The organism is Limnobacter sp. UBA7229 (assembly GCF_002473065.1).
GTDB lineage: Bacteria > Pseudomonadota > Gammaproteobacteria > Burkholderiales > Burkholderiaceae_B > Limnobacter > Limnobacter profundi.
In genome coordinates, this window is the sequence record NZ_DKTN01000003.1 from 360,308 (window position 1) to 381,958 (window position 21,651).

Consider the following 21,651-nt stretch of genomic DNA (forward strand, 5'->3'; position numbering starts at 1 on the left):
CAAATCAAGGCCAAATCACCTTCAACAAACCCGGCCTGTTTGCAAGCGCGAAAGCCACCGCCACAGCAGACCCAACCAGCAGCATGATCCACACCAGTGCCGCAATGGAAGGCCTGTCAGCCACCAAACACACCAACAGTGAAACAAACAAAGCGGCATACCCCAGTGCCTTGAGAGTCGCCCTGGGTGGGCGGCTGTCAGCCAGGGGAATCTGCTTCACTTGTGCCCAATGCACATCCATGGACAAGGCCAGCCACGACATGCCCACCAGGCTGAGCAAAGCGGCGGCAATTAGATAAATTGCTTCAGGCATGGGCCACCTCGCTGGTGTCAGTCTTGGGCTGCTTTTCGATTTTCCTGGATTGAGCACCCACACCACGCTCTCGCCGTGCAAGTGTCAATGCAGCCCAACCGCTTACCATGGCACACGCCATCAGGCTCAAATCAACACCAGCCACGGGCCAGTAAGTGTCAGTGAAAATTGTTTTGATCAAATGGTCGCCAGTGGTGGCCCAATTCAAGAGCACCGCTGAAATACTTAGCACAACAACACCCCAGCACTGCTCACGCCAGGCTGGGTTGAACAAACCAAGTGCAACGGGCGCACTGCGAACGTAAGCATGAACAAAGCTTAAGCCCCACACAGTCCAGAATGCAGCTTTTTCCCAATCGGCCTTGCCCAATAGGTCGGCTGGCAAAATACGATTCACGACCAGCATACCGACTGCGGCCATCACCATGCCAGTCACTGTAGTAACGGCCAATGAGTCGACCACACGGCTTCCGTTGCTCCCACTTTTCGCATGTTGGGATTTTCGTTTTTCAACAAAGAAAATGAAACCAGTTGCAATACACACCGCGCCCAACAAGCCACCCAACACATACAGCCAACGCAAGAACCAGTGTTCAAAGTGCTGCAAATGCAAGCCTGTCAAAAATTCATTCACCTCTGAAACAGGGGTACGCGGCGGGTCTTCACTGAGCACTTCACCGGTGCTGGTTTTGAAGTGAATGCCCTCGCCCACCAAGGCAACCCGGTCACTGCCAGCGCGGTAAATGCTCACATAACTGTTGGCATCGCCCACATGGTGCATCACCAAAAAGCCGACCTCACCTGCCATGTCGCGCGCTGCCCACCGGCGTTTGGCCTCCTCCACCATGGCATCCACACTGCTCATGGGTGCGGGCACACCTGCTGCATCATGCGGTAAACCGGTTGCGGCCGCCTCGTGAATTTCATGCTGCTTGTGCAGGGGATCAAGCAAGGTGCTGGTTACCGGCAGAAAGTAAAAACTTGCAAAAATTACTAAGCCGGTGAATGCAAAAAAGAAATGGAATGGCAGGGCCACAACACCAGTCAGATTGTGTAAATCCAGGCTGGCACGTTGTGTTCGCTTCCAGGGCCTGAACGTGAAAAACTCGCGGAACACCTTGCGGTGCATGATGACACCGGTGACCAAGGCCGCGAGCATCATCAAGGCAGCCAGCCCCACAATCCAGATGCCCAGGTTTTTCCATTTCAGCTGCAAGCTGTAGTGCATGGGGTAGAACCAGTGGCTGCCAATTTTCAGTTTGTCATCCGGCAACACCGCGCCAGTTCGGGGGTCCAGCGTCACATTTTTATGAATATGGTTGTGGTCTTCCGGGTTCTTCGCCAATGGCACTCCATAACCCACGCCTGCCGCCAACACGGGGTCGCGGTGGGTAACATAAGCCCAGTATTCGTCCACCGGCAATTCAGTGCGCGGTGTCATCTCGCCCTTGGCGGGGTCGTGCAGCCTGGGCATGTTGGTGGCGTAGTCCACCTCATCGGGTTCCAGTTGCTGCAAAGCAGGCAGCAACACCTTGTCAAAAGACGGCATGGGCTGCGCGTCGAACCGTGTTTCAGGAATTGCCCAGCGGTCAATTTCCCGATCAAACACCGACAACGATCCGAAGAAAAAACAGACCATCAACACAAAGCCCAACACCAAACCAAACCAGGTGTGAACCCAGGTCATGGACAATCGAAAATTACTGAACACCAACCTTCCCCTTCAAGACAACATGCTTTGCTGAATCAACCAGGCCGACAGAGTCATCAACACCCCACCACCTGCCAACACAGCCCACACACGGGCAACACTGCTGCTGGCAAAAGCCCACAGAAACACGCCCAGAAACACCAGAAATGCAAGCATCAAAACGCCGGTTTCGGCTTCATGAAAATCAACACCGAGCGCGGCAAGGCCCGCGATGCCCAGGGATGAAAAACCCCAGGTAAATGCATAGCCGCCAAGCAGCGCCGACATGATTCGATTGATTACCAAGTAGTGAATACCGCCAACCTTGTTCATACGTAAAACGCTCACACTATTTAATGAACAATAATGATAATTATTCTTACTTGTTTAATCAATTGATCACACGATTTAATTTGTCTATCGATCTGCTACGATCAAGCACTTGTAGTTCACCGTCATGAAAAACATGCCTATTTCCAGAATCAAAATCGGCTTATGCCTGATGCTGTTGACCAGCCCCGCCCTGCAAGCCCAAACCCCAAACCCGGCTCAGGTTGAAGAAGGCGACTTGCGGGCCTGTTTACAGCTGGAGCAACAGGGTTTAAAGCGATTCAACACGCTAGAGCAACGGGCCAGCGACCTGCGTGGCAGCGAGAAACTCTTAAGCGAGCGGCGCATTGCCTTGCAAAACCAGAAGGCCAAACTGGATGCGGGCAAGCCCGATCAAAAGGCAGTTGCGAATTTCAATGAAGCGGTGAACACCTTTAACCTTCAGGCTGACCGGTTGAATGCAGACAAAGCTGAATTCGAGAAAGAGTCCAGTACCTACGACAACTGGGTCAACAACAACCTGAAACCGGTGTGCAACAAAGTGATCAACAAACCGGTGAATCCGGTGACGTCCTATTACGCTTGCGGCTTTAACAGCACACAGCCGCTGGTCGATGTACCCCACTGCAAAACCCTGCCCAATCTGGATAGCCTGAAAACCTGCATTCAAAAAGCAGGCAGCAAAACTGCCGCCTTGGAGGCTTGCAAGGGGTAACCCATGTGTGGGCTGTCCACCAAATTACTAGCTAAACGTTGATAGGGTTTGTGCATTGTTCCCACACCTCACCTCAATCGCAGTATGAGCATCAACACCCTTCTGGCTGGCCCCGTGTTGCGTCGCATGCAAAGCGAGCGAATCACTTTGTGGTTGGCCACATCCCGACCCGTGCAATGGCGGCTTTCCCTGTTCCCGGACAAACACGATTCGCAGGTGCATGAAATTCGCGGGCATTGCCGTGAATTAAAAGTGGCCGAGCACTATTACATTCACCTGATCGACCTGCCTTTGAACATGCCTCTGCCTGCTGACACTTGGGTAGGCTATGAACTCAGCTACAAACATGGGGCAGATGGCGAATGGATCAACCTGACCCAGGAATCGCCACATCTGCTTTACCCCGGCAGAAGCACGCTGGGGTTTGTCATTCACAGCCAGGTTCGCAGCGTATTACACGGATCTTGCCGCAAGCCGCATTACGCCCGCAAGGAAGACAGCTCGGCCGGTGATGGCCTGGTTCGGGCCGACCAACACTTGCTGGAACTGGCTGCCACACCCACCGAATGGCCAGCGCTGCTGATGATGGGTGGCGATCAAATTTACACCGACGATGTAGCGGGCCCCATGCTGGTGGCCATACACCGCTTGCTCAACGAATTGAATTCGCCAGCCGAGCCTTTGCCCGGTACCCAACTGCACAGCAGCCATACCCTGCACCGCGAACAGCCGCACTATTACACGCGCGATCAATTGTTGCCAAAAACCAGGGCCAACAAAGACATTCGCACCGTGCTGTTCACGGGTGTGAAAAAACCGGTGTTCACCACTGACAGTGCCCGAAACCATTTGATCTCCCTGTCTGAAGTCATGGCCATGTACCTGTTGGTGTGGTCGCCCATTCCCTGGCGCTACACGGACATGACCATCCCACCGGAAGTGCCCACCGAATTTGCAGAACGCTATGAAGCACAACTGGAAGCGATGGAAGAATTTGTCGCCGAACTGGACTGTGTGCACCGCTTGATGGCCCACATACCAGTGGCCATGATGTTCGACGACCACGACATCACCGACGACTGGAACCTGAGTGCCGAGTGGGAGGAAACTGCTTACGGTGAGCCATTCTCCCGCCGCATCATCGGCAATGCGCTGGTGGCTTACCTGGTGTGCCAGGCCTGGGGCAATGCGCCAGAAAACTTTTCCGATGACATGATGAAGCGCTGCGATGAGGCGCTACAATTGCCCGGCGAGGAAGCGCACGAAGATCTGATTTCCGAGTTGATTGCCTTTCGCGGCTGGCAATACAAATGGGACACCAAGCCAGCTTTGATGGTGATCGACACGCGAACCAACCGCTGGCGGTCGGAATTCAACCCAGCACACCCTTCCGGACTGATGGACTGGGAATCACTGTCCGAGTTGCAGCAAAGGCTGCTTGGTCATGATGCCGTGTTGCTGGTGTCGCCAGCCCCAATATTTGGCGTCAAACTGATTGAAACCATACAAAAAGTGTTCACCTGGTTTGGCAAACCCTTGATGGTAGATGCCGAAAACTGGATGGCCCACCGCGGCGCAGCCAACACCTTGTTGAACCTGTTTCGCCATGGCAAAACACCCCAAAATTTTGTGATTCTTTCTGGCGATGTGCACTATTCATTCGCTTATGAAGTGGAACTTCGCAGCAAGAAAAACAGCCCCAATATTTGGCAAATTACCAGCAGTGGTTTTCGAAATGAGTTTCCGCGCAAACTGCTCGACATTCTCGACCGCATGAATAGATGGTTGTATGCCCCTTGGTCACCTTTGAACTGGTTCACCAAACGCCGAAAAATGCGCATTGTGCCGCGCAAACCCGACCATGGCAGTCGTGGTGAGCGCTTGGTCAACGGCAGTGGAGTCGGCTTGCTGACTCTTGATGCCACCGGTGCACCTCTGAAAATTACTCAGCTGCTGGCCGATGGCGACACCATTGAATTTCGCAAGCGCATGGAAGACGAAGCACACTAGCGAATTGCCGGGCCAGGGCTATCAGCTTGCTGCGGGCTTCGCCACTTCCACCTGCTGGCCTGGTTTCAGCAAAGCGTTGGGATTCACCACCACGCGGTCCTCAACGCTTACGCCCTGCACAACCTCCACAGTGGTCGGGAAATTTTTACCCAAGGTAATTTTTCTGAACTCAATCTGGTTGTCTGCAGTCAACACCACCAAAGTAGCGCCACCATCCCGATACACAATGGTGTTGGCAGGCACCGTAACGCTGTTGCCTTTGCCGTTTGATTCAATTTTCAAACTGGCATTCAAACCGGCAGGTAAGGCCAGTTCACGGTTATCAAACTCGTATTCAATTCGCACGGTGCCAGTGTCCGCACGCAATTCCTGAGAAGATCGCTTGAAATTCACGGCAATCATTTGGCCCGGGCGCTCGGCAATACTCAGGCTGGCTTTGCTGGCCTGCTCAATGCGAAACAACTGGGGTTGCGGCACATCCACCTGCACCCGAATCACATCGCTGTTGATGATTCGGTAAAGCATGCGTGTGTCATTGGGGCTCACCCTGTCGCCCCGGTCAATATTGCGCTCGGTGATTACACCATCAAAGGGTGCCTTCAAGGTCAGGTAGGTCAATTCACTTTGCAAGCGAGCCACCTCTGCTTTTGCAGCATTCAAATTGGCTTTGGCCACTTCTTCAATGCCCATCAACTCATCGACTTGCTGGGCCGACACTGCACCCGCAGTACCCAAAGGCTCAACCCGCTCGCGATTGCGTGTCGCAAGCAGCAATTCTGCTTCGCGTTGATTCAGTGCCGCCCGTGCAGAATTCAGCGAAGCCTCCAATTCGGGTGCTGAAATACGTGCAAGTACTTCACCCGCTTTGACACGTGTGCCAATGTCAGCATAGCGTGCCTCCACAAAACCTGAACTGCGGGCAAACAAACTGGCCTCGCGCGAAGGGGCCAGCCTTGCTGCGAATTGAATGTCACTGCTGGCCTGCGACAGGGCAGGCTGAACCACATTGACCACAGGCATGCTTGCCTGGTCTTGGGCAGGTTTTAAATTCGCTTTGGCGTCCTGCCCCCAATACACAAAACCAGCGCCCGCTGCCACCAACACTGTCACGGTAGCGCCAATTAAAAATGGTTTACTCACGCCTGTTTTATCCACGGTTTACTCCTCAACCAGCGGTTTGCCGGGTACTGCGTTTTTCATTGCAAATGTGAAAATCAAAGGCACCAAAATCAAGGTAGCCACCGAGCCTGTCATCAAGCCACCAATCACCGCGCGGGCCAGTGGCGCATTTTGCTCAGCGCCCTGCCCCAGCGCAGTGGCCATCGGGATCAAGCCCACAATCATGGTCAATGCGGTCATCAAAATTGGACGAATTCGCTGGCGCACGGTTTGCAATGCGGCATCCCAGGCACCCATGCCCTGCACCCAGGCATCACGCGCAAACGAGGTTAGCAACACGCTGTTGGCCGTGGTAATGCCCATCGTCATGATCAAGCCCATGAGTGCAGGCACGCTGATCGGCGTCCCGGTGACATACAAGGCAGCCACCGCACCGGACAGCGCCACCGGCAAACTGCTCAAGGCCACAAAAGGCAAAACCCACGATTGAAAGTTGAACACCATCACCAGCACAATCAAGGCCAAGGCACCCAGCAAACCAATCGCGAGTTCCCTGAAGGCCTCGGTCATTGCCGTGGCCTGGCCGTTGATCTCTATTTTGTTGCCCGGTTTCAAACGCGACTGCAACTCGGCCACCGCCTCTTGGGATTGCTCGGCGAGAACCCTTAAATTTGCACCAGGCGCATTGGCCAGCACGCTCACCACTGGCTGCAGGGTAGAACGCACCACCGTGGCCGGCACGGTGCGTGGTGTGATGGTTGCTATCGCGCCCAGTTGAATGCTTTCTCCGCCGGGCGTGGTAATTGGCAAACGAAGCAAATCTTCGGCCGAGTTAATGGTTTGCAACGGTGCTTGCACCTGCACCACATACGAGATACCCGCGCGGGGATCGGACCAATAACTGGGTGCGACCGTGCCGCCTGTGCCCAATACACCCAACAAGGTTTGCAAGGCATCGGCCGAAGTAATGCCCAAGGCAAGGGCACGGTCTCGATCAATCGACACCACGTACTCCGGCAAATTGCCCACCTGCCGCAACATCAAATCACTGATGTCACTGGAGCCATCCAGTTTCTTGAGCAACTCTTGCGCAATGCCCATATTGCCAGGCACATCCCTTCCAATCACCCGAATTTCAGCCGAGGTGGGTGTTAGGCCCGACAAGGTTTGATTGGTAATGTCCGCAGGCAAAAACAAAAACTTGAAATCGGGATAACGTTCAGTCAGTTCCTTGCGCAGCAAGGTTTGATACTCAAACGTGCTGGCCTTCTTGGGATTTAACTCGATCAGCATTTCACCATCGAAACTGCCAATGGTCATGGTGTCTACCCAAGACATGTTCACCGGGTCGGGCTGCCCGATCAATTCCACGATCTGCTTTACTTCATCTTCAGGAATCAATTCTCGAATGGTGGTTTGCACCTGTGCAAACTTGTTGGCAGTTTCCTCAACACGCGTGCCTGCCGGGCCACGCACGTACAGCTTCAACAAACCCGCATCGGTGCGCGGGAAATACTGTTGCGGGCTGATGGCCAACAAAGTGCCAGCGCTGGCCACAATCAAGACCACCACCAAGGCCACCACGGGCCACTTGGCGCGCAAGGCAGGCAGTCGGTTGGCAATGCCGTCACCCAAACGGTCGATGGATGCTTCAAGTTTGTGAAAACCCTTGTAATGCTTGTCATTCTTGCCGAGATTCAGCGCAGCCAAGGTGGGCACCACAGTTCTTGAAAAGAAGTACGACGCCGCCAATGCAGCAATCACTGTGATGGCCAATGGCTGGAACACATAACCCGCAATGCCCTCCAGCAAGAAAATGGGCGTGAACACAATGCAGGTGGACAAGGTAGACACAAATTCGGGGAACGCCACCTGCTTGGCCCCGGCCAGTGCTGCCTGCGGCGCACTCAGCCCCAAACCGATGTTGCGGTTGATGTTTTCAATTTCAACCATGGCGTTGTCCACCAGAATACCCACCGCAAGGGCAAGACCCGCCAGGCTCATCAAATTCAGGGTATGCCCGGTCAGCTTCACGGCAATCACCGCGACCAGCAGTGAAAGTGGAATCGACACCAGAACGATGAGGCTGGATTTGATCGACCCCAGGAAAATGAACACCACCAGGCCCACGAGAAAACCCACGATCAGAATTTCCTTGGCGATGATGTCCACCGCACTTTGAACGAAAATGGACTGATCGAAAATGGGTGTGATTTTCGCACCTGCTGGGGCAGCGGCTTGAATTTCCGGCAACCGTTCCTTCACTTTCTCGATGATTTCTGTGGTGGACGCATCGCCAATTTTGATCATAGACACCAGCACGGCGCTGCTGCCGTCCACCCGAGTCAGGTTGGTTTGAATGGCACCTCCATCGCGCACATCGGCCACATCACGAAGCTTGATGATTCGGCCATCCCTCGCGCTGATCGGCAGGTTGGCAAACACCTCGGCGCTTTCCGGGCTTGCATCCACGGAAATTTGCATGTCGCGCATCCCTTCGCGCACATTGCCGGAAGGCAGGGTGAGGTTTTGCTGGTTAACAGCCTGTGCCACATCGGCAGCGGAAAGCCCAAAGGCTGGAAGTGCATCGGGCTTCAAATCAATCATGATCTGGCGGGTTGCACCGCCATACGGCAAGGTTAGCCGCATACCACCAATGCTTTGCACCTGCCCGCGCAACTGAATGCGGGCATAATCGGCCAACTGGCTTTGACTGAGCGTGTCGGAAGAGACCACCATGCTGAGGATGGGCCGGCTGGACAAGGAGTTGCGAACCACAATGGGCGGGCTGGTGCCAGCGGGCATTCGTCGCAAAATGGTTTGTGAAATTGCTCCAACCTGGGACAAGGCCACATCAATTTCCACGTTGTTTTGAAACACCACCCGAACCAGTCCAACGCCATTGAACGTTTCTGAAGAAATTTCCTTCACGTTGTCCACGTTGTTGAGCAAAGCCAACTCGGAGAACGAGGTGATTTTGGTAGCCATTTCACGGGCATTCAAGCCCTGATAGGTCCACACCACATTCACCACCGGAGTTTTTACTTCAGGAAGAATATCGACCGGCAATTGCCGTAGGGACGACAAACCCAGAATGAACACGAGAATTGCCAACGCGCCCATGGAGTAGGGTCTTCGCAATGCGTACTTCACCAACCACATTGTTAGTCCTTTGACTGCTGCTTCTTTGCACAGCCCACTTTGAGCGCCATTGCCCGAAAATGTTCAAATTTTTTTGAGAATTATTCTCGAAACCCTTCAAGGGGAGGCCTAATTTAAGCATACTTGCGCATTCACTCACCACCTGCTGAAAACCATGAGTCAAGCCAGTGCGCTGCGATTGTTGTTGCTGTCCATGATCTGGGGCTCATCCTTCGTGTTTTACAAAATTGCAGCCACTGACATGGCACCTGCTTTCATGGCGGCGCTTAGGGTGATGTTTGGTGCACTGTTTCTGGGCGGGCTTTTTGCACTCACCCGCAAGCAAACCCAGGTTGCCAAGCGCTGGAAGTTAATTGCGGTGATTGCCGTATTTGCCTCCGCCCTGCCTTTCACTTTGGTGGCCTACGCCTCGTTCACGGTCACAGCATCGGTGCTGGTAATCATCAACGCCACTGCGCCAATTTGGGCTGCGCTTGTTGCCCTGGTGTGGACGCGCGCCGTGCCATCGCCCATGGCCTTGCTTGGGCTTGTCTTGGGTTTACTGGGCGTGGCAATTATTGTGGGTTTTGATGCGGCAACCCTGAACACAGAAGGCACTGGGCTGGGTGTAACTGCGGCACTGGGCGCTGCGGCTTGCTATGGCATTGCCACCAACATGGCGAAATACCTGGGCAGCGACATTGACCCGCTCACCAACGCATTTGGTTGCTTGCTGATGGGTTCGTTTATTTTGATGCCCTTTGTACCATTTAACCTACCTGAACAAATGCCCGCCATGGGCAGTTGGCTGGCCATTCTCGGTGTGGGTGTGTTGTGCAGTGGTGTCGCTTACTTGCTGTATTTCAGGCTGGTCATGGACATTGGGCCTACCTCGGCACTTACCGTCACCTTTTTAACTCCGGTATTCGGCGTGCTGTGGGGCAACCTTTTTCTAGGTGAAACAGTGGGTTGGCACACTTTGGTCGGCGGTTTGGTGGTGTTGGCCGGCACAGCCTTGGCGGCCGTTTACGGCCTGCAAAAAAACGATGCCGTACCGGTGGACTGATATAGATTTCAACGCGTCAAAACCACGCTTTGACAGTCCATGGAATCCACATTCACGGTGACCGTGTTCAAATCCACACCCAACACTTGTAGCAAACCATCAAGAATATTGCCCACCAGTCCCAGAATGGGACTTAACACGGGTTCAAGCGCATTCAGCAACAAGTTCACCAAACCGTTCACAACGCCATTGATCAGTGGCCCCACCAGCGGAAGTTCAATACCAAGGTCCAATTCTGTGTTTTGCAGCAAATTGCCCAGTGACTCCCCCACGCTGAGTTCAATCGTTTCGCTGAAAGGCGCTACCCCGTCAAAACTGTGCTGAACAGGGTCAGAGCGCAAACTGGTCTCAGCCGCCAAAGTAACACCGGCATTCACCAAACCCAGAAAATTCACATCCAGAATATCGGCTGGTGCGCCACATTCCAGCGCGCCGACAGTGGTATTCAAGTTACCCGCGCTGTCAGAAATACACACCTCGGCCACGGCGGGTACCACGGTCATTACCATGTTGTTGGTTGTGCGCGGATACCTGCATGTCAATTCATTCACCTCGGCCAGGCCACCGGCTACACGCAGTTGAAGCCCCAGATCAAGCGCGCTCAAACTGACAAGTGCAAGGTTGATATTCAAAGGCTGGCGAACACGAACATCCAACGCAACCTGTGCCGTTCGGCCCGTGGCGATCGGGTTTTTATAAGGCATTTTTCGGCCTACAAATACCTGTGGTGCTTCCAGAATATTCACGCCGACATCCAGATTCAGCAAACCCGATGAAATAGGCAACACATAACCCACACCTTCCACAGCATTCAGCACAGTCACCTGCGCCAGTTGCCCAAGGTTAATGTCAAGCGTGGTATTGGTTCGACCGGATAAATCGAGGGCCACGAGATCACCCACAGTCACGTTGACATTGTTCAACGGCCCACTCAAGGCACTCAGAATGCCTTCAACTTCCATTTTGTCGGCTGCATCGGCATTGCCCACCACCAGCGCGTCTTGTAGCAAGCCCAATGCCGACACGTTCAACGACAACAAATCATTCACATTGGCCACACCCAGTTCAGTGGCCAAGGCCAGTAAATCAACGCGAATGTCGCTGCCCAGCAAACTACCCCACTGGGCCACATTCAAATTGATTGCGCCCCCACCCAGGGCAGTCAACAAACCATTCAGCAAAGCAGACTGATTGGTGTCCACACTGACCAGGCCACTGGATACCGACCCCACCACCGTGGGTGCCACGGTTGCTTCGGCCAGCACGGTCACCTCACGGTTTGGCAAAAACACCAGCAAACCATTGACCGGGCGAACAATCGTGACCCGGCTGGTGATGGAGTTGTCGCAATCATTGGTGGGTGCATCGTCGATAATGCACTCAATAGTCAAATCGTCGTCGGCGCTTACACCGTTGGCCAGGGCTATGGCCTGTGCCTCGGCAAACTCAGGCCCGTTGGCCATTTGGCGGGCGGCAGTCAGGGCAACCAGGTCAGCAACACCTTGCAAGCGGGTTTTTTCCCAAGCCATGTGCCCCACGGCCAGAACACCCATAGCGCCCATGCTCATGATGAGCACAAACACCGTCAAAATTGAATAGGCACCGCGTTGCGATTGCAGAGAATTGGGCTTAACCATCGTTGGGCTCCACACGTGTTGTGGACTCTGCTGACAAATTCTCAGGCAAAGGAATGAAAAAGGAATTACCGACCAGTGGGTTGCTGCTGTAGTTGGGATAATCAAGACGCACCCGCAGGCAGGTTGAGTCGCCGCAGGCAAACGAATTCACGGAAGGCACAACGCTTTCCCGGAAAGAACCCACGTAAGTGGGCAGCAGGTCTTCCAAAGCGTCTTGCGCAAGGCTTTCATAGTCGCCGACTGCAAAACCACTGCGATACACCGTGGCTTGCCGCGCGGCCTCACTGGTGGTGTTGTTCATGATCAACATGGCCCCCAACAGCACCGAGTACTCCACGATCGCGAAAATCACAGCCAGCAAAATTGGCAGTGTCAGCACCAGCTCGATCATGAGCGCGCCTCGCTGACGTAATTTGGACTGATTTTTCATGATGGGCTTGTCTTCGTCGAATGGGTTAGTCAAAAAGTGTTAATCAAAATATTACCTAATCACTTTGCCATTCAACACTGGGAATAATAGGAATGAATAGGATGAATTTTACCCTCTTATTTGGGTAAAGGAAAAATATTTCACTTATATTTCAACTAGATAAAGCTTATCGCGATGTCCATTCAAAAACCAATCAAACAATTGATTGAAAACATTAAGCCTTACATTATGTCAGCTTTTTACTTACAAATGATTAACCTGTGCTGGTAAAAAAACAAAAGCCGGCTGAACCAGCCGGCTTTGTGAAGTGAAACTAAAACTTATTGTTTACAACTTAGTCGTCTCGACCTCGACCATGTTTGCCATGTCCATGGCCTCGATCATCATGCTTCCAGTGTTTGCCGTGCCCACGGTGATCGTGGTCACGGCGATACTCACGGTAATCACGGCGATCATAGTCGCGGCGGTCGTAATCCCTGCGGTCATAGTAGTCGCGACGGTCATAGCCACCACGATTCACGTAGGTCACGCGGTCTCGATAAATGTAGCGCTGCTCAATGTAACGCGGGCTGAAGTCGTAGTAATCGCGAGACTTCACGAAATAAACCGGCCGTGAACATGCGTCGTAACGACCACAATAGCGACCCCATTTTTTCAGGTGTCCCGGAGGTACATGCAAGTACACCGGTGACAAAATACGTGACGGACGAGTCACAATCAGGGGCTCTGCATACACCAGCGTTGGGTAGCGCCCGTTGTCGATATTGACTGAGCCATACACCCCGGGAAGCACTTCCCCGCCCACACCGATAGAGATGTTGACGGCCTGAGCCTGCATGGGGGCCAGAGCAAGACCAGTCAGAACTGCAAAACTGGCCGAAAAAATCCTGAACAATCGAGTTTTCATCACAAATCCTCCTTGCCGTGATGTCAACTAAAACGCAACGGCCTTCGTTTGGTTGACTCGGAATAAATAAGCAGTAAAGCTTGTTTAACCCTATGATGGTCTTTCCCACACACAAGAATGATGGAGTAATAAAATGACTAAAACTATGCGCGCAACAGCAATGGCAGTTTTGTTGAGCTTTTCAAGCAGCTTTATTGTGGCACCAGCCCACGCAGCAATCGTGAGCACCGAAGAAGCGGTTGCCATGCATCAGCAAGACCGCTCCGAACTCAAGCAATTCTTCGATCGTGAAGACATTGCCAAAGCACTGCAAGCTCATGGTGTAAGCCCTGAAGTTGCCAAGGCCCGTGTGGATTCCATGACAGAAGAAGAAGCCCAGAAGCTTGCCGCCCACATTGAGAACGCACCCGCAGGTGCCGGCATTGTTGGTGTACTATTTACTGTCTTCATTATTTTGTTGGTAACCGACATTCTTGGCCTGACCAAGGTATTTCCGTTTACCCGTTCCGTTCGATGAAATTACGTTTTTCCAGTACCGCCTGGGCCCGCTTGGCGGGCTCAGCTGTACTTGTAGGGCTGTTGGCCTCTTGTTCAATTTTGCCAACAGTCCCGCAAGACCTTCAAAACACCGTTCAAACCCAAGCACCTGTTGAACTCAAAAACGTGCCGTTTTTCGCACAGGAAGAGTTTTACTGCGGCCCGTCAACATTGGCCATGGTGCTCAACCATGCCGGTGAAAATACCGATCCGAACAAACTGGCTGAGCTGGTTTACTTGCCTGGCCGCCAAGGCAGCTTGCAACTTGAAATGCTGGCTGCACCCCGCCGCTTGGGCTACCTGAGTTACCAAATTGAACCCAAACTTCCCGCACTGTTTGACGCCCTGAATGCTGGCGCACCCGTGGTGGTTTTGCTGAATCTTTCACTGCCGATTGCACCGCAATGGCACTACGCCGTGGTGGTGGGTTACGAGCCTGGCAGCAACAGCATGATTTTGCGCTCTGGCCCGAAGGAACGTGAGTTGATTCCCGTGGCCACCTTTTTGAAACTTTGGGAACGCTCACAGAACTGGGGCTTTACCGTGATTAAAACCACCGCCGAACCACCCAGCTACGTGAATGCACAAGGCTATCTGAATTCAGCGGTTGCGCTTGAGCGCTCCAACACAGAGAAAGCCGGTCAGGCTTACCTACAGGGTGCGAAAACCTGGCCCACCGAGCCCTGGTTTCATTTTGGCTTGGGTAACCTGGCCTATGGGGCCAAAAGTTATGTGGAAGCCGAACAGCACTACCGCAAGGCAGTGGGTGTGTACCCCGACATGGCTGATGCCTGGAACAACCTGGCGGAAACTCTGATCAAGCTGGACCGCAAGAATGAAGCCCGTGCAGCGATCAACAAAGCGATTGCCATCGGCGGCGGGCGCATTGCTGCCTACAAGGAAACAGCCCAGAAAATACAGGCCGACTGATGCAGCTGGATTGGGCCCAAACCTTGGGCTTTGTGGCCGCAGCACTCACCACCTTTTCGTTTATTCCGCAGGTGGTGTATTGCTGGAAAACACGCGACACCCGAAGCATTTCTTTGGGCATGTACGCGTGTTTTTGTTTGGGTGTGCTTCTGTGGCTTGTTTACGGTTTGTTGGTGCAGCAATGGCCTGTTGTGGTGGCCAATGCAGTCACATTGTTGCTCGCCAGCTCTATTCTGTATTTGAAACTGAATCAAAAACCATGATCAAGGCAATTTTGACGGGGCATAGCAAAGGGCTGGGCTTGGGTATTGCCCGCGCACTTCTGCAACAAGGGCATGCTGTATTGGGCATTGCCCGATCACAAAACACTGAACTTCAACAACAATACAACGAAGATTTTCAGCAAATAAGCCTTGATTTGGCACAACCCGGCGCACTTGAGCAGCTTGAAAGCAGCCCCCAACTGCTGAAATTCATTGCAAACGCAACACAATTGCTTTTAATTAACAACGCGGGCCTGGTGTCTCCAATAGGGCCATTGAGTGCGCAAGCCACTGTCGATATTTCCAGAAGTGTTCAGCTCAATGTTGCAGTGCCTTTGGCCCTGAGCGCCTTGCTGGCCCGGAAAATTCAGGGCACGCAGCAACTTCGGATACTGCATGTATCCAGTGGCGCTGCTCAAAGTGCTTACCCGGGCTGGAGCGTGTATTGCGCCACCAAGGCCGCGCTCGACATGCATGCTCGGGCTGTGCAACAAGACCAACTGCCGAATGTCGCCATTTGCAGCCTGGCACCCGGCGTGATCGACACCGCCATGCAAACACAAATTCGGGAAACCGACGAATCGCTTTTCCCCAACAAACAGCGATTCATTCAGTTAAAAGACAGCAATTCGCTGAGCGATCCCGATGAGACCGGTAAGCGCTTGGTGCACTACCTGCTAAGCCCGAATTTCGGCAAGCTTGCCGTGGACGACCTGCGCGCCCACTAGCCCACAAACCCGCCGATTCTGGCTTAGTGCAGCTTCACCAGGGGTGTGGCGCGTTTGAGCAGAAAACGCGCCATGGCCAACAAGAATGTTTTCATGCCGCCCAGCACCGCATAGTGATGCATCAAGTGCAAACTTGCGTACATGCTGCGTGCAAAAAAACCTTCCACAAACATGCTGCTGGCTTTGAATAATCCGCCCATCAAACTGCCCACCGAGCTGCGAGAACCCAGCGACACCAAAGAGCCATGGTCTTTGTACAAATAAGGCTTGCTCAAAGCTGGCTTGCCTCGCTCTGCATTCATGATGGTTTTGTAAATATAATCCGCCTGCTGGTGCGCCGATTGCGCACGGGGCGGCACCATACTGCCATCGGGTTGCACACAGGCCGCACAATCACCCAGCGAAAAAATGTGGTGCTGACCCTTGACCCGCAAATCGCCCTCCACTTCCAGCTGATTGTTGCGGTTCACAGGCAAACCCAAATTGGCCAGCCAGGCAGGTGCCTTAATGCCGGCAGCCCACACGCACAAATCAGCTTTGTACCGGTTACCACTGGCGTCCTCCACTTGCTTGGATGAAATTTCCACCACCCTGCAATTGTTGACCACCGTAATGTGGCGCTGCTCGAGCAAACGCAAGGCCGCGCTCGACACACTTTCTGGCAGCACAGGCAGAATGCTGGGAGCTCCTTCCAGAATGGTGATGGTTACATCGCTGGCTGCGTTAATTCCGCTAAAACCGTAACGGCTGTGCACATGGCTGGCTTCCCGCAGTTCGGCGGCCAGCTCAACACCCGTGGCACCTGCACCAATAATGACAATGTCCAGGCTTGCCGATGAATCCAGTTTTTTGCGCAAATCGAGCGTGGCCAAATGCTTGAGCATTTTCAAGCGAAAGCTCTCGGCCTGTTGCGGCCCGTCCAGCGAGATGGTGAAGTCTTGCGCACCTTTCACGCCGAAATAATTGGATTGACTGCCCACGGAAATCACAAGCGTTCCAAACTGCAACACGCGCTTGGGCAGCACCTCATCGCCCACATCGTCACGAACCGCTGCAATTTCAAGCTGTTTGCCGTGGGCATCCAGCCCCTCCATAGCGCCCAGTACAAAGTTAAAACCATTGTTGTGGGCCAACATGGGATAGGACAAACCTTCCTGGTGAATGTCCAGCGTACCGGCCGCCACTTCATGCAGCGACGGTTTCCAGATGTGGTACATCTTGGCATCGACCAGGGTAACGCGGTCAGGGCCCAGCTTGCGCCCCAGTTTGCAGGCCAGCTCCAGGCCACCTGCACCGCCGCCGACAATCACGATTGATGAAAGGTCCAAATCTTTTCCCCCTGATATAAAACTGATTGATCACATTAGAAGCCCAAGAGGGCTTTTGAGCAAATCTCATTCCTGCCCAGTGGTAAACCCCAATTTGACAGCAAATTTTTTCAATGAAAAAATGAACGTTCATTCAGAATTCTAGTCTACTTACTGTTCCCGCATTGTTAATTTCGAGGTAGTACCATGATTAATAAAAGAAAAATGGCGCTGGGCACCAGCGCCTTGTTGACTGTTGGCACGTTGACCCTGGCCGGTTGCGGCAGTCAAGAAGGCGGTGCAAATGCCGCGGCTGCCCCCGCTTTACCCAAAGTTCGCGTGTTTGAGGTGGCTGCAAAGCCAGTGTCGCTTTACACCGAATTGCCTGGCCGAACCAGCCCTTACCTCATCGCCGAGGTGCGCCCCCAAGTGAATGGCATTATCAAGGCACGCCAGTTTCAGGAGGGTGGCGATGTGAAAGCAGGCACCTCCCTGTATCAAATTGATGCCTCCACTTACCAGGCCGAATATGCCAGTGCCAAAGCCATGCTCGAAAAGGCGGAAGCCAACCTCACCAGCGCAAAAATTCGAAATGATCGCTTCCAGGAACTGGCCAAGCTCAATGCCGTAAGCCAGCAAGAACGCGATGATGCTTATGCCGCCTTGAAACAGGCTGAAGCGGATGTGGCCTCGGGCAAAGCCGCGGTTCAATCGGCACAAATCAACCTGAACTACACGAAAGTGACTGCACCCATCAGCGGTCGAATTGGCCGCTCCAGCATTACACCGGGCGCATTGGTACAGCAGGGGCAAGCCAGCCCGCTGACCACCATTCAACAATTGGATCCCATTTATGTGGACCTGACACAATCGACCAGCGAACTGCTTCAACTCAAGCGCGACCTGGAAAGTGGTGTATTGAAAAGCGCCGGGAAGGACGCGGCAAAAGTCACACTGAAACTTGAAGATGGTTCCAGCTACGCGCAGGAAGGCAAGCTGCAGTTCAGCGATGTAACCGTGGACCAAAACACCGGCACAGTGACACTGCGCGCCGTATTCCCCAACCCGAAACAACAGTTGTTGCCCGGCATGTATGTTCGAGCCTCACTTGAAGAAGGTGTGCGCGAAGACGGTATTCTGGTGCCGCAAAAGGGAATTATGCGCGATGCAACCGGTGCGCCTTCTGCCTTCGTAATAGGCCAGGACAACAAAGTTGAAAAGCGCAGCGTAGAGACAGCCAGGGCCATTGGCGACCAATGGTTGATTGCAGAAGGCCTTCAGGCAGGTGATCGCCTGATTGTCGAAGGTATCCAGAAAGTTCGTCCCGGTCAGGAAGTGGAAATCCTTTCCGACTCTGAGAACAAGTAAACAACGCCTGGCAGGAGTAGTACCATGTCCCGATTTTTTATTGATCGCCCCATTTTTGCGTGGGTGATCGCGATAGTTATCATGCTGGCCGGCGCGTTGGCCATTTTCAACTTGCCTGTGGCGCAGTACCCGGCCATTGCACCGCCCGCCGTCACCATTCAAGCCACCTACCCAGGTGCCTCTGCTGAAACCCTGCAAGACTCGGTCACCCAGGTGATTGAGCAACGAATGACTGGCCTGGATGGATTCCGCTACATGAAATCCACCAGTGACTCCACCGGTCGACTGCGAATCGAGCTGACTTTTGAGCCTGGCACCAACCCGGACATTGCACAGGTGCAAGTTCAAAACAAATTGAGCCTGGCTGTGCCCTTGCTGCCCGATGCGGTACAACGCCAGGGTATTCAGGTGACTAAAAGCTCAGCTGGTTACCTGCTGGTGATCGCCTTCACAGCAGTGGATGGTGCATACAGTTCTACCGAACTGGCCGACTTCATCACCACCAATGTGCAAGACACCATGAGCCGCGTGAACGGCGTGGGTGAGGTACAGGTGTTTGGTAGCCCCTATGCCATGCGCATCTGGTTGAACCCCGACAAGATGAATCAGTTCAAGGTGACGCCCGGCGATATTCGCAATGCCGTGCTGGCCCAGAACGCGCAGGTGTCTGCGGGTGAATTGGGCGGTGCACCGGCTGTGAAGGGTCAAACACTGACTGCAACCATCACTGCTCAAACCTTGCTTGAAACACCCGAAGACTTCGAGCAAATCATTTTACGAACCACTGGAGATGGCGCCACTGTGCGCCTGAAAGACGTGGCACGTATTGATTACGGCAGTGAGAACTACAATATTTTGCCCCGCTGGAACGGACGCAATGCATCGGGTATTGGTATTCGTTTGGCCTCGGGTGCCAACGCACTGGACACTGCAGAGGGCGTGATCGCCGAGATGGAGCGTATCACTCCCTTGATTCCCGAAGGCATGGAATGGGATGTGGCTTACGACACAACTCCATTTGTAAAAATTTCCATTGAAGGCGTGGTCAAAACCCTGATCGAGGCGATTATTCTCGTGTTCCTCGTGATGTACCTGTTCCTGCAAAATTTCCGAGCAACGCTGATTCCAACCATTGCAGTGCCCGTGGTATTGCTGGGTACGTTTGCGGTGCTTTCTGCATTCGGGTTTTCAATCAACACACTGACCATGTTTGCCATGGTGCTGGCCATTGGCCTGCTGGTGGACGACGCCATTGTGGTGGTTGAAAACGTGGAGCGTGTGATGGCCGAGGAAGGTTTGTCGCCTTTGGAAGCCACACGAAAATCGATGGACCAAATTACCGGTGCCTTGGTGGGTATTGGCTTGGTACTGTCGGCGGTGTTTGTGCCCATGGCATTTTTCCCGGGCTCGGCAGGCGTTATTTACAAGCAGTTTTCAATCACGATTGTGTCGGCAATGGCCTTGTCGGTGATTGTTGCACTGGTGCTGACACCGGCCTTGTGCGCCACCATGCTCAAGCCCATTGAGAAAGGCCACAGCCACGAGAAAAAAGGATTCTTCGGCTGGTTCAACCGTAAGTTTGATTCAAGCAATGCACGCTACCAGGGCGCGGTGGGTCGCATGCTGCACAAGTCGGGGCGATACCTGATTATTTACGGTGGCCTGTTGGCTGTTACCGCCTTCATGTTCACCCGCTTGCCCACTTCATTCCTGCCCGATGAAGATCAAGGCGTCTTCTTCACGCAGGTGCAACTGCCGGCGGGTGCCACGCAAGAACAAACCTTGCAGGTACTGGCCAAGATGGAAGACTACTTCCTCAATGAGGAAGGTGACAATGTGAAGTCCCTGTTCACCGTGGCAGGTTTCAGTTTCTCGGGCACCGGACAAAACTCAGGCATTGGCTTTGTGAGGCTGCGCGACTGGAGTGAACGCCCCGGCAAAGAAAACTCAGCGGCTGGCATTGTTCAACGTGCCTCGGCTGAATTCGCAAGCTGGCCAGAAGCACAAGCTTTTGCATTTGCACCCCCAGCCATTCGGGAATTGGGCAATGCCTCCGGCTTTAACCTGTTTATTCAAGACCGCACCGGTTTGGGCCGTGATGCGCTGATTCAGGCCCGTAACAGCATGATTGGCGAAGCCGCGAAAAACCCGATATTGACGGGTGTTCGCCCCAATGCGACTGCCGACACTCCGCAATATCAGCTTGATATTGACAATGCAAAAGCGGGGGCTCTGGGTGTGAGTGTTGCAGAAATCAGCGACACGCTCACCTCGGCCTGGGGTGGCAGTTTCATCAATGACTTTCTGGACCGAGGTCGTGTGAAGCGCGTGTACATGCAGGCCGATGCGCCATTCCGCATGTTGCCCGAAGACCTGAACCGGTTCTATCTGCGCAACAGCGACGGCGAAATGGTGCCCTTCTCCAACTTCTCGTCGGCAGAGTGGTCCATGGCCTCTCCACGCCTTGAGCGTTACAACGGTCTTCCCGCTGTTGAAATTCAGGGACAGGCGGCACCCGGCATGAGTTCAGGCGACGCCATGGACGCCATGGAGGCGATTGCAGAAAACTTGCCTGAGGGCATGGGCATTGAGTGGACGGGTTTGTCGTACGAAGAACGGCAGTCGGGTTCGCAGGCACCACTGCTCTATGCGCTTTCCTTGCTGATCGTGTTTTTGTGTCTGGCAGCGCTATATGAAAGCTGGTCCATTCCTTTCGCAGTCATGCTGATTGTGCCTCTGGGTGTGGTGGGTGCCCTGCTTGCGGCCAGCGGCCGTGGCTTGGCCAACGACGTGTACTTCCAGGTGGCCTTGCTGACCACTGTGGGTTTGTCAGCCAAAAACGCAATCCTGATTGTTGAATTTGCCAAGGAGCAATTCGACCAGGGCCGCGATTTGCTGGAAGCCACACTGGATGCGGTACGCATGCGTTTGCGCCCCATCATCATGACCTCGCTGGCCTTTGGTTTGGGCGTTGTGCCCTTGGCTATTTCGACTGGCGCAGGCTCGGGCAGCCAGAACGCGATTGGTACCGGCGTACTGGGCGGCACCATTTCTGCAACCGTGCTGGGCATTTTCTTTGTTCCCATGTTCTTTGTGGTGGTCACCCGCTTGTTTGGCAAAAAACGGGCCGAGAAAAATGCCACCGCGCAAGGAGAATGAT

General features: G+C 53.6%; 18 protein-coding genes. 9 read left to right on the forward strand and 9 right to left on the reverse strand.

All coding sequences use genetic code 11. The features are described from left to right. Positions 1 to 4 precede the first annotated feature (4 nt). Genes B4C79_RS02305 through B4C79_RS02315 form a run of 3 tightly spaced genes read right to left on the reverse strand, consistent with a single transcriptional unit; the run spans position 5 to position 2,336 of the window. Positions 5 to 313, reverse strand: coding sequence for a DUF3325 domain-containing protein (locus B4C79_RS02305; RefSeq protein ID WP_171099947.1), 309 nt, complete (start codon positions 311 to 313; stop codon positions 5 to 7). After that, the gene (locus tag B4C79_RS02310) at positions 306 to 2,024 is read right to left on the reverse strand and encodes a PepSY-associated TM helix domain-containing protein (protein WP_291741248.1); all 1,719 of its coding nucleotides are present in this window, start codon (positions 2,022 to 2,024) and stop codon (positions 306 to 308) included. Before B4C79_RS02310 ends, B4C79_RS02305 begins: the two co-directional genes overlap by 8 nt. A gap of 12 nt (positions 2,025 to 2,036) precedes the next feature. Further along, entirely contained in the window at positions 2,037 to 2,336 is a 300-nt protein-coding gene (locus B4C79_RS02315; protein WP_291741246.1) for an iron uptake protein, read from the reverse strand. A 124-nt stretch (positions 2,337 to 2,460) separates the two neighbouring features. Between B4C79_RS02315 and B4C79_RS02320 the strand changes: the two genes are divergently transcribed. Both B4C79_RS02320 and B4C79_RS02325 read left to right on the forward strand, forming a co-directional pair. Then, entirely contained in the window at positions 2,461 to 3,048 is a 588-nt protein-coding gene (locus B4C79_RS02320; RefSeq protein ID WP_291751644.1) for a hypothetical protein, read from the forward strand. An 84-nt stretch (positions 3,049 to 3,132) separates the two neighbouring features. Further along, positions 3,133 to 5,058 (forward strand): alkaline phosphatase D family protein, encoded by a 1,926-nt coding sequence (locus B4C79_RS02325; protein ID WP_291751646.1) that lies wholly within the window; start codon positions 3,133 to 3,135, stop codon positions 5,056 to 5,058. Positions 5,059 to 5,079: 21 nt separating this feature from the next. Here B4C79_RS02325 and B4C79_RS02330 read toward each other — a convergent pair whose 3' ends face one another. Both B4C79_RS02330 and B4C79_RS02335 read right to left on the reverse strand, forming a co-directional pair. Then, complete coding sequence (locus B4C79_RS02330; RefSeq protein WP_291740656.1) at positions 5,080 to 6,213, reverse strand: efflux RND transporter periplasmic adaptor subunit; 1,134 nt, start codon at positions 6,211 to 6,213, stop codon at positions 5,080 to 5,082. 3 nt (positions 6,214 to 6,216) lie between these two features. Further along, complete coding sequence (locus B4C79_RS02335; protein ID WP_291751649.1) at positions 6,217 to 9,339, reverse strand: efflux RND transporter permease subunit; 3,123 nt, start codon at positions 9,337 to 9,339, stop codon at positions 6,217 to 6,219. A 154-nt stretch (positions 9,340 to 9,493) separates the two neighbouring features. Here B4C79_RS02335 and B4C79_RS02340 point away from each other — a divergent pair, with 154 nt between their 5' ends. Beyond that, a complete protein-coding gene (locus B4C79_RS02340; protein WP_291740652.1) occupies positions 9,494 to 10,384 on the forward strand; it encodes a DMT family transporter in 891 nt (296 codons plus the stop codon). Positions 10,385 to 10,392: 8 nt separating this feature from the next. Here the strand turns inward: B4C79_RS02340 and B4C79_RS02345 are convergent, their stop codons facing one another. From B4C79_RS02345 to B4C79_RS02355, 3 genes are all read right to left on the reverse strand, one after another. After that, complete coding sequence (locus B4C79_RS02345) at positions 10,393 to 12,021, reverse strand: pilus assembly protein TadG-related protein (protein ID WP_171099962.1); 1,629 nt, start codon at positions 12,019 to 12,021, stop codon at positions 10,393 to 10,395. Then, positions 12,014 to 12,484, reverse strand: a complete 471-nt coding sequence (locus B4C79_RS02350) for a TadE/TadG family type IV pilus assembly protein (RefSeq protein ID WP_171099964.1) — start codon at positions 12,482 to 12,484, stop codon at positions 12,014 to 12,016. The genes B4C79_RS02345 and B4C79_RS02350 overlap by 8 nt, the downstream gene beginning before the upstream one ends. Before the next feature lie 301 nt (positions 12,485 to 12,785). Continuing rightward, positions 12,786 to 13,358 (reverse strand): hypothetical protein, encoded by a 573-nt coding sequence (locus tag B4C79_RS02355; RefSeq protein WP_105029556.1) that lies wholly within the window; start codon positions 13,356 to 13,358, stop codon positions 12,786 to 12,788. Positions 13,359 to 13,491: 133 nt separating this feature from the next. On the opposite strand from B4C79_RS02355, the gene B4C79_RS02360 reads away from it, so the two are divergent. Genes B4C79_RS02360 through B4C79_RS02375 form a run of 4 tightly spaced genes read left to right on the forward strand, consistent with a single transcriptional unit; the run spans position 13,492 to position 15,816 of the window. After that, positions 13,492 to 13,875, forward strand: coding sequence for a PA2779 family protein (locus B4C79_RS02360; protein ID WP_040513516.1), 384 nt, complete (start codon positions 13,492 to 13,494; stop codon positions 13,873 to 13,875). Then, entirely contained in the window at positions 13,872 to 14,825 is a 954-nt protein-coding gene (locus B4C79_RS02365) for a PA2778 family cysteine peptidase (protein WP_171099966.1), read from the forward strand. The genes B4C79_RS02360 and B4C79_RS02365 overlap by 4 nt, the downstream gene beginning before the upstream one ends. Further along, the gene (locus B4C79_RS02370) at positions 14,825 to 15,088 is read left to right on the forward strand and encodes a SemiSWEET transporter (RefSeq protein ID WP_008252246.1); all 264 of its coding nucleotides are present in this window, start codon (positions 14,825 to 14,827) and stop codon (positions 15,086 to 15,088) included. The genes B4C79_RS02365 and B4C79_RS02370 overlap by 1 nt, the downstream gene beginning before the upstream one ends. Beyond that, positions 15,085 to 15,816: an SDR family oxidoreductase gene (locus B4C79_RS02375; protein WP_171099968.1), complete on the forward strand. Its 732-nt coding sequence runs from the start codon at positions 15,085 to 15,087 to the stop codon at positions 15,814 to 15,816. Before B4C79_RS02370 ends, B4C79_RS02375 begins: the two co-directional genes overlap by 4 nt. Positions 15,817 to 15,839: 23 nt before the next feature. On the opposite strand, the gene B4C79_RS02380 is transcribed toward B4C79_RS02375, so the two are convergent. Next, positions 15,840 to 17,144 carry an NAD(P)/FAD-dependent oxidoreductase gene (locus B4C79_RS02380; protein ID WP_171099970.1) on the reverse strand — a complete coding sequence of 435 codons (1,305 nt, stop codon included), beginning with the start codon at positions 17,142 to 17,144 and terminating at the stop codon, positions 15,840 to 15,842. 186 nt (positions 17,145 to 17,330) lie between these two features. On the opposite strand from B4C79_RS02380, the gene B4C79_RS02385 reads away from it, so the two are divergent. Further along, positions 17,331 to 18,491, forward strand: coding sequence for an efflux RND transporter periplasmic adaptor subunit (locus B4C79_RS02385; RefSeq protein ID WP_291740647.1), 1,161 nt, complete (start codon positions 17,331 to 17,333; stop codon positions 18,489 to 18,491). A 24-nt stretch (positions 18,492 to 18,515) separates the two neighbouring features. Then, on the forward strand, positions 18,516 to 21,650 hold the full coding sequence (locus B4C79_RS02390; RefSeq protein ID WP_291740645.1) for an efflux RND transporter permease subunit: 3,135 nt from the start codon (positions 18,516 to 18,518) through the stop codon (positions 21,648 to 21,650). The last annotated feature ends 1 nt before the right edge of the window (position 21,651 follow it).

What these genes read in the sequence shown, in the direction of transcription:
- B4C79_RS02365 (WP_171099966.1), top strand. Translation starts at nt 13,872, where the DNA reads ATGAAATTACGTTTTTCCAGTACCGCCTGGGCCCGCTTGGCGGGCTCA.
- B4C79_RS02305 (WP_171099947.1), bottom strand. Translation starts at nt 313, where the DNA reads ATGCCTGAAGCAATTTATCTAATTGCCGCCGCTTTGCTCAGCCTGGTG.
- B4C79_RS02390 (WP_291740645.1), top strand. Translation starts at nt 18,516, where the DNA reads ATGTCCCGATTTTTTATTGATCGCCCCATTTTTGCGTGGGTGATCGCG.
- B4C79_RS02345 (WP_171099962.1), bottom strand. Translation starts at nt 12,021, where the DNA reads ATGGTTAAGCCCAATTCTCTGCAATCGCAACGCGGTGCCTATTCAATT.
- B4C79_RS02385 (WP_291740647.1), top strand. Translation starts at nt 17,331, where the DNA reads ATGATTAATAAAAGAAAAATGGCGCTGGGCACCAGCGCCTTGTTGACT.
- B4C79_RS02375 (WP_171099968.1), top strand. Translation starts at nt 15,085, where the DNA reads ATGATCAAGGCAATTTTGACGGGGCATAGCAAAGGGCTGGGCTTGGGT.
- B4C79_RS02315 (WP_291741246.1), bottom strand. Translation starts at nt 2,336, where the DNA reads ATGAACAAGGTTGGCGGTATTCACTACTTGGTAATCAATCGAATCATG.
- B4C79_RS02355 (WP_105029556.1), bottom strand. Translation starts at nt 13,358, where the DNA reads ATGAAAACTCGATTGTTCAGGATTTTTTCGGCCAGTTTTGCAGTTCTG.
- B4C79_RS02340 (WP_291740652.1), top strand. Translation starts at nt 9,494, where the DNA reads ATGAGTCAAGCCAGTGCGCTGCGATTGTTGTTGCTGTCCATGATCTGG.
- B4C79_RS02325 (WP_291751646.1), top strand. Translation starts at nt 3,133, where the DNA reads ATGAGCATCAACACCCTTCTGGCTGGCCCCGTGTTGCGTCGCATGCAA.
- B4C79_RS02335 (WP_291751649.1), bottom strand. Translation starts at nt 9,339, where the DNA reads ATGTGGTTGGTGAAGTACGCATTGCGAAGACCCTACTCCATGGGCGCG.
- B4C79_RS02320 (WP_291751644.1), top strand. Translation starts at nt 2,461, where the DNA reads ATGAAAAACATGCCTATTTCCAGAATCAAAATCGGCTTATGCCTGATG.
- B4C79_RS02370 (WP_008252246.1), top strand. Translation starts at nt 14,825, where the DNA reads ATGCAGCTGGATTGGGCCCAAACCTTGGGCTTTGTGGCCGCAGCACTC.
- B4C79_RS02360 (WP_040513516.1), top strand. Translation starts at nt 13,492, where the DNA reads ATGACTAAAACTATGCGCGCAACAGCAATGGCAGTTTTGTTGAGCTTT.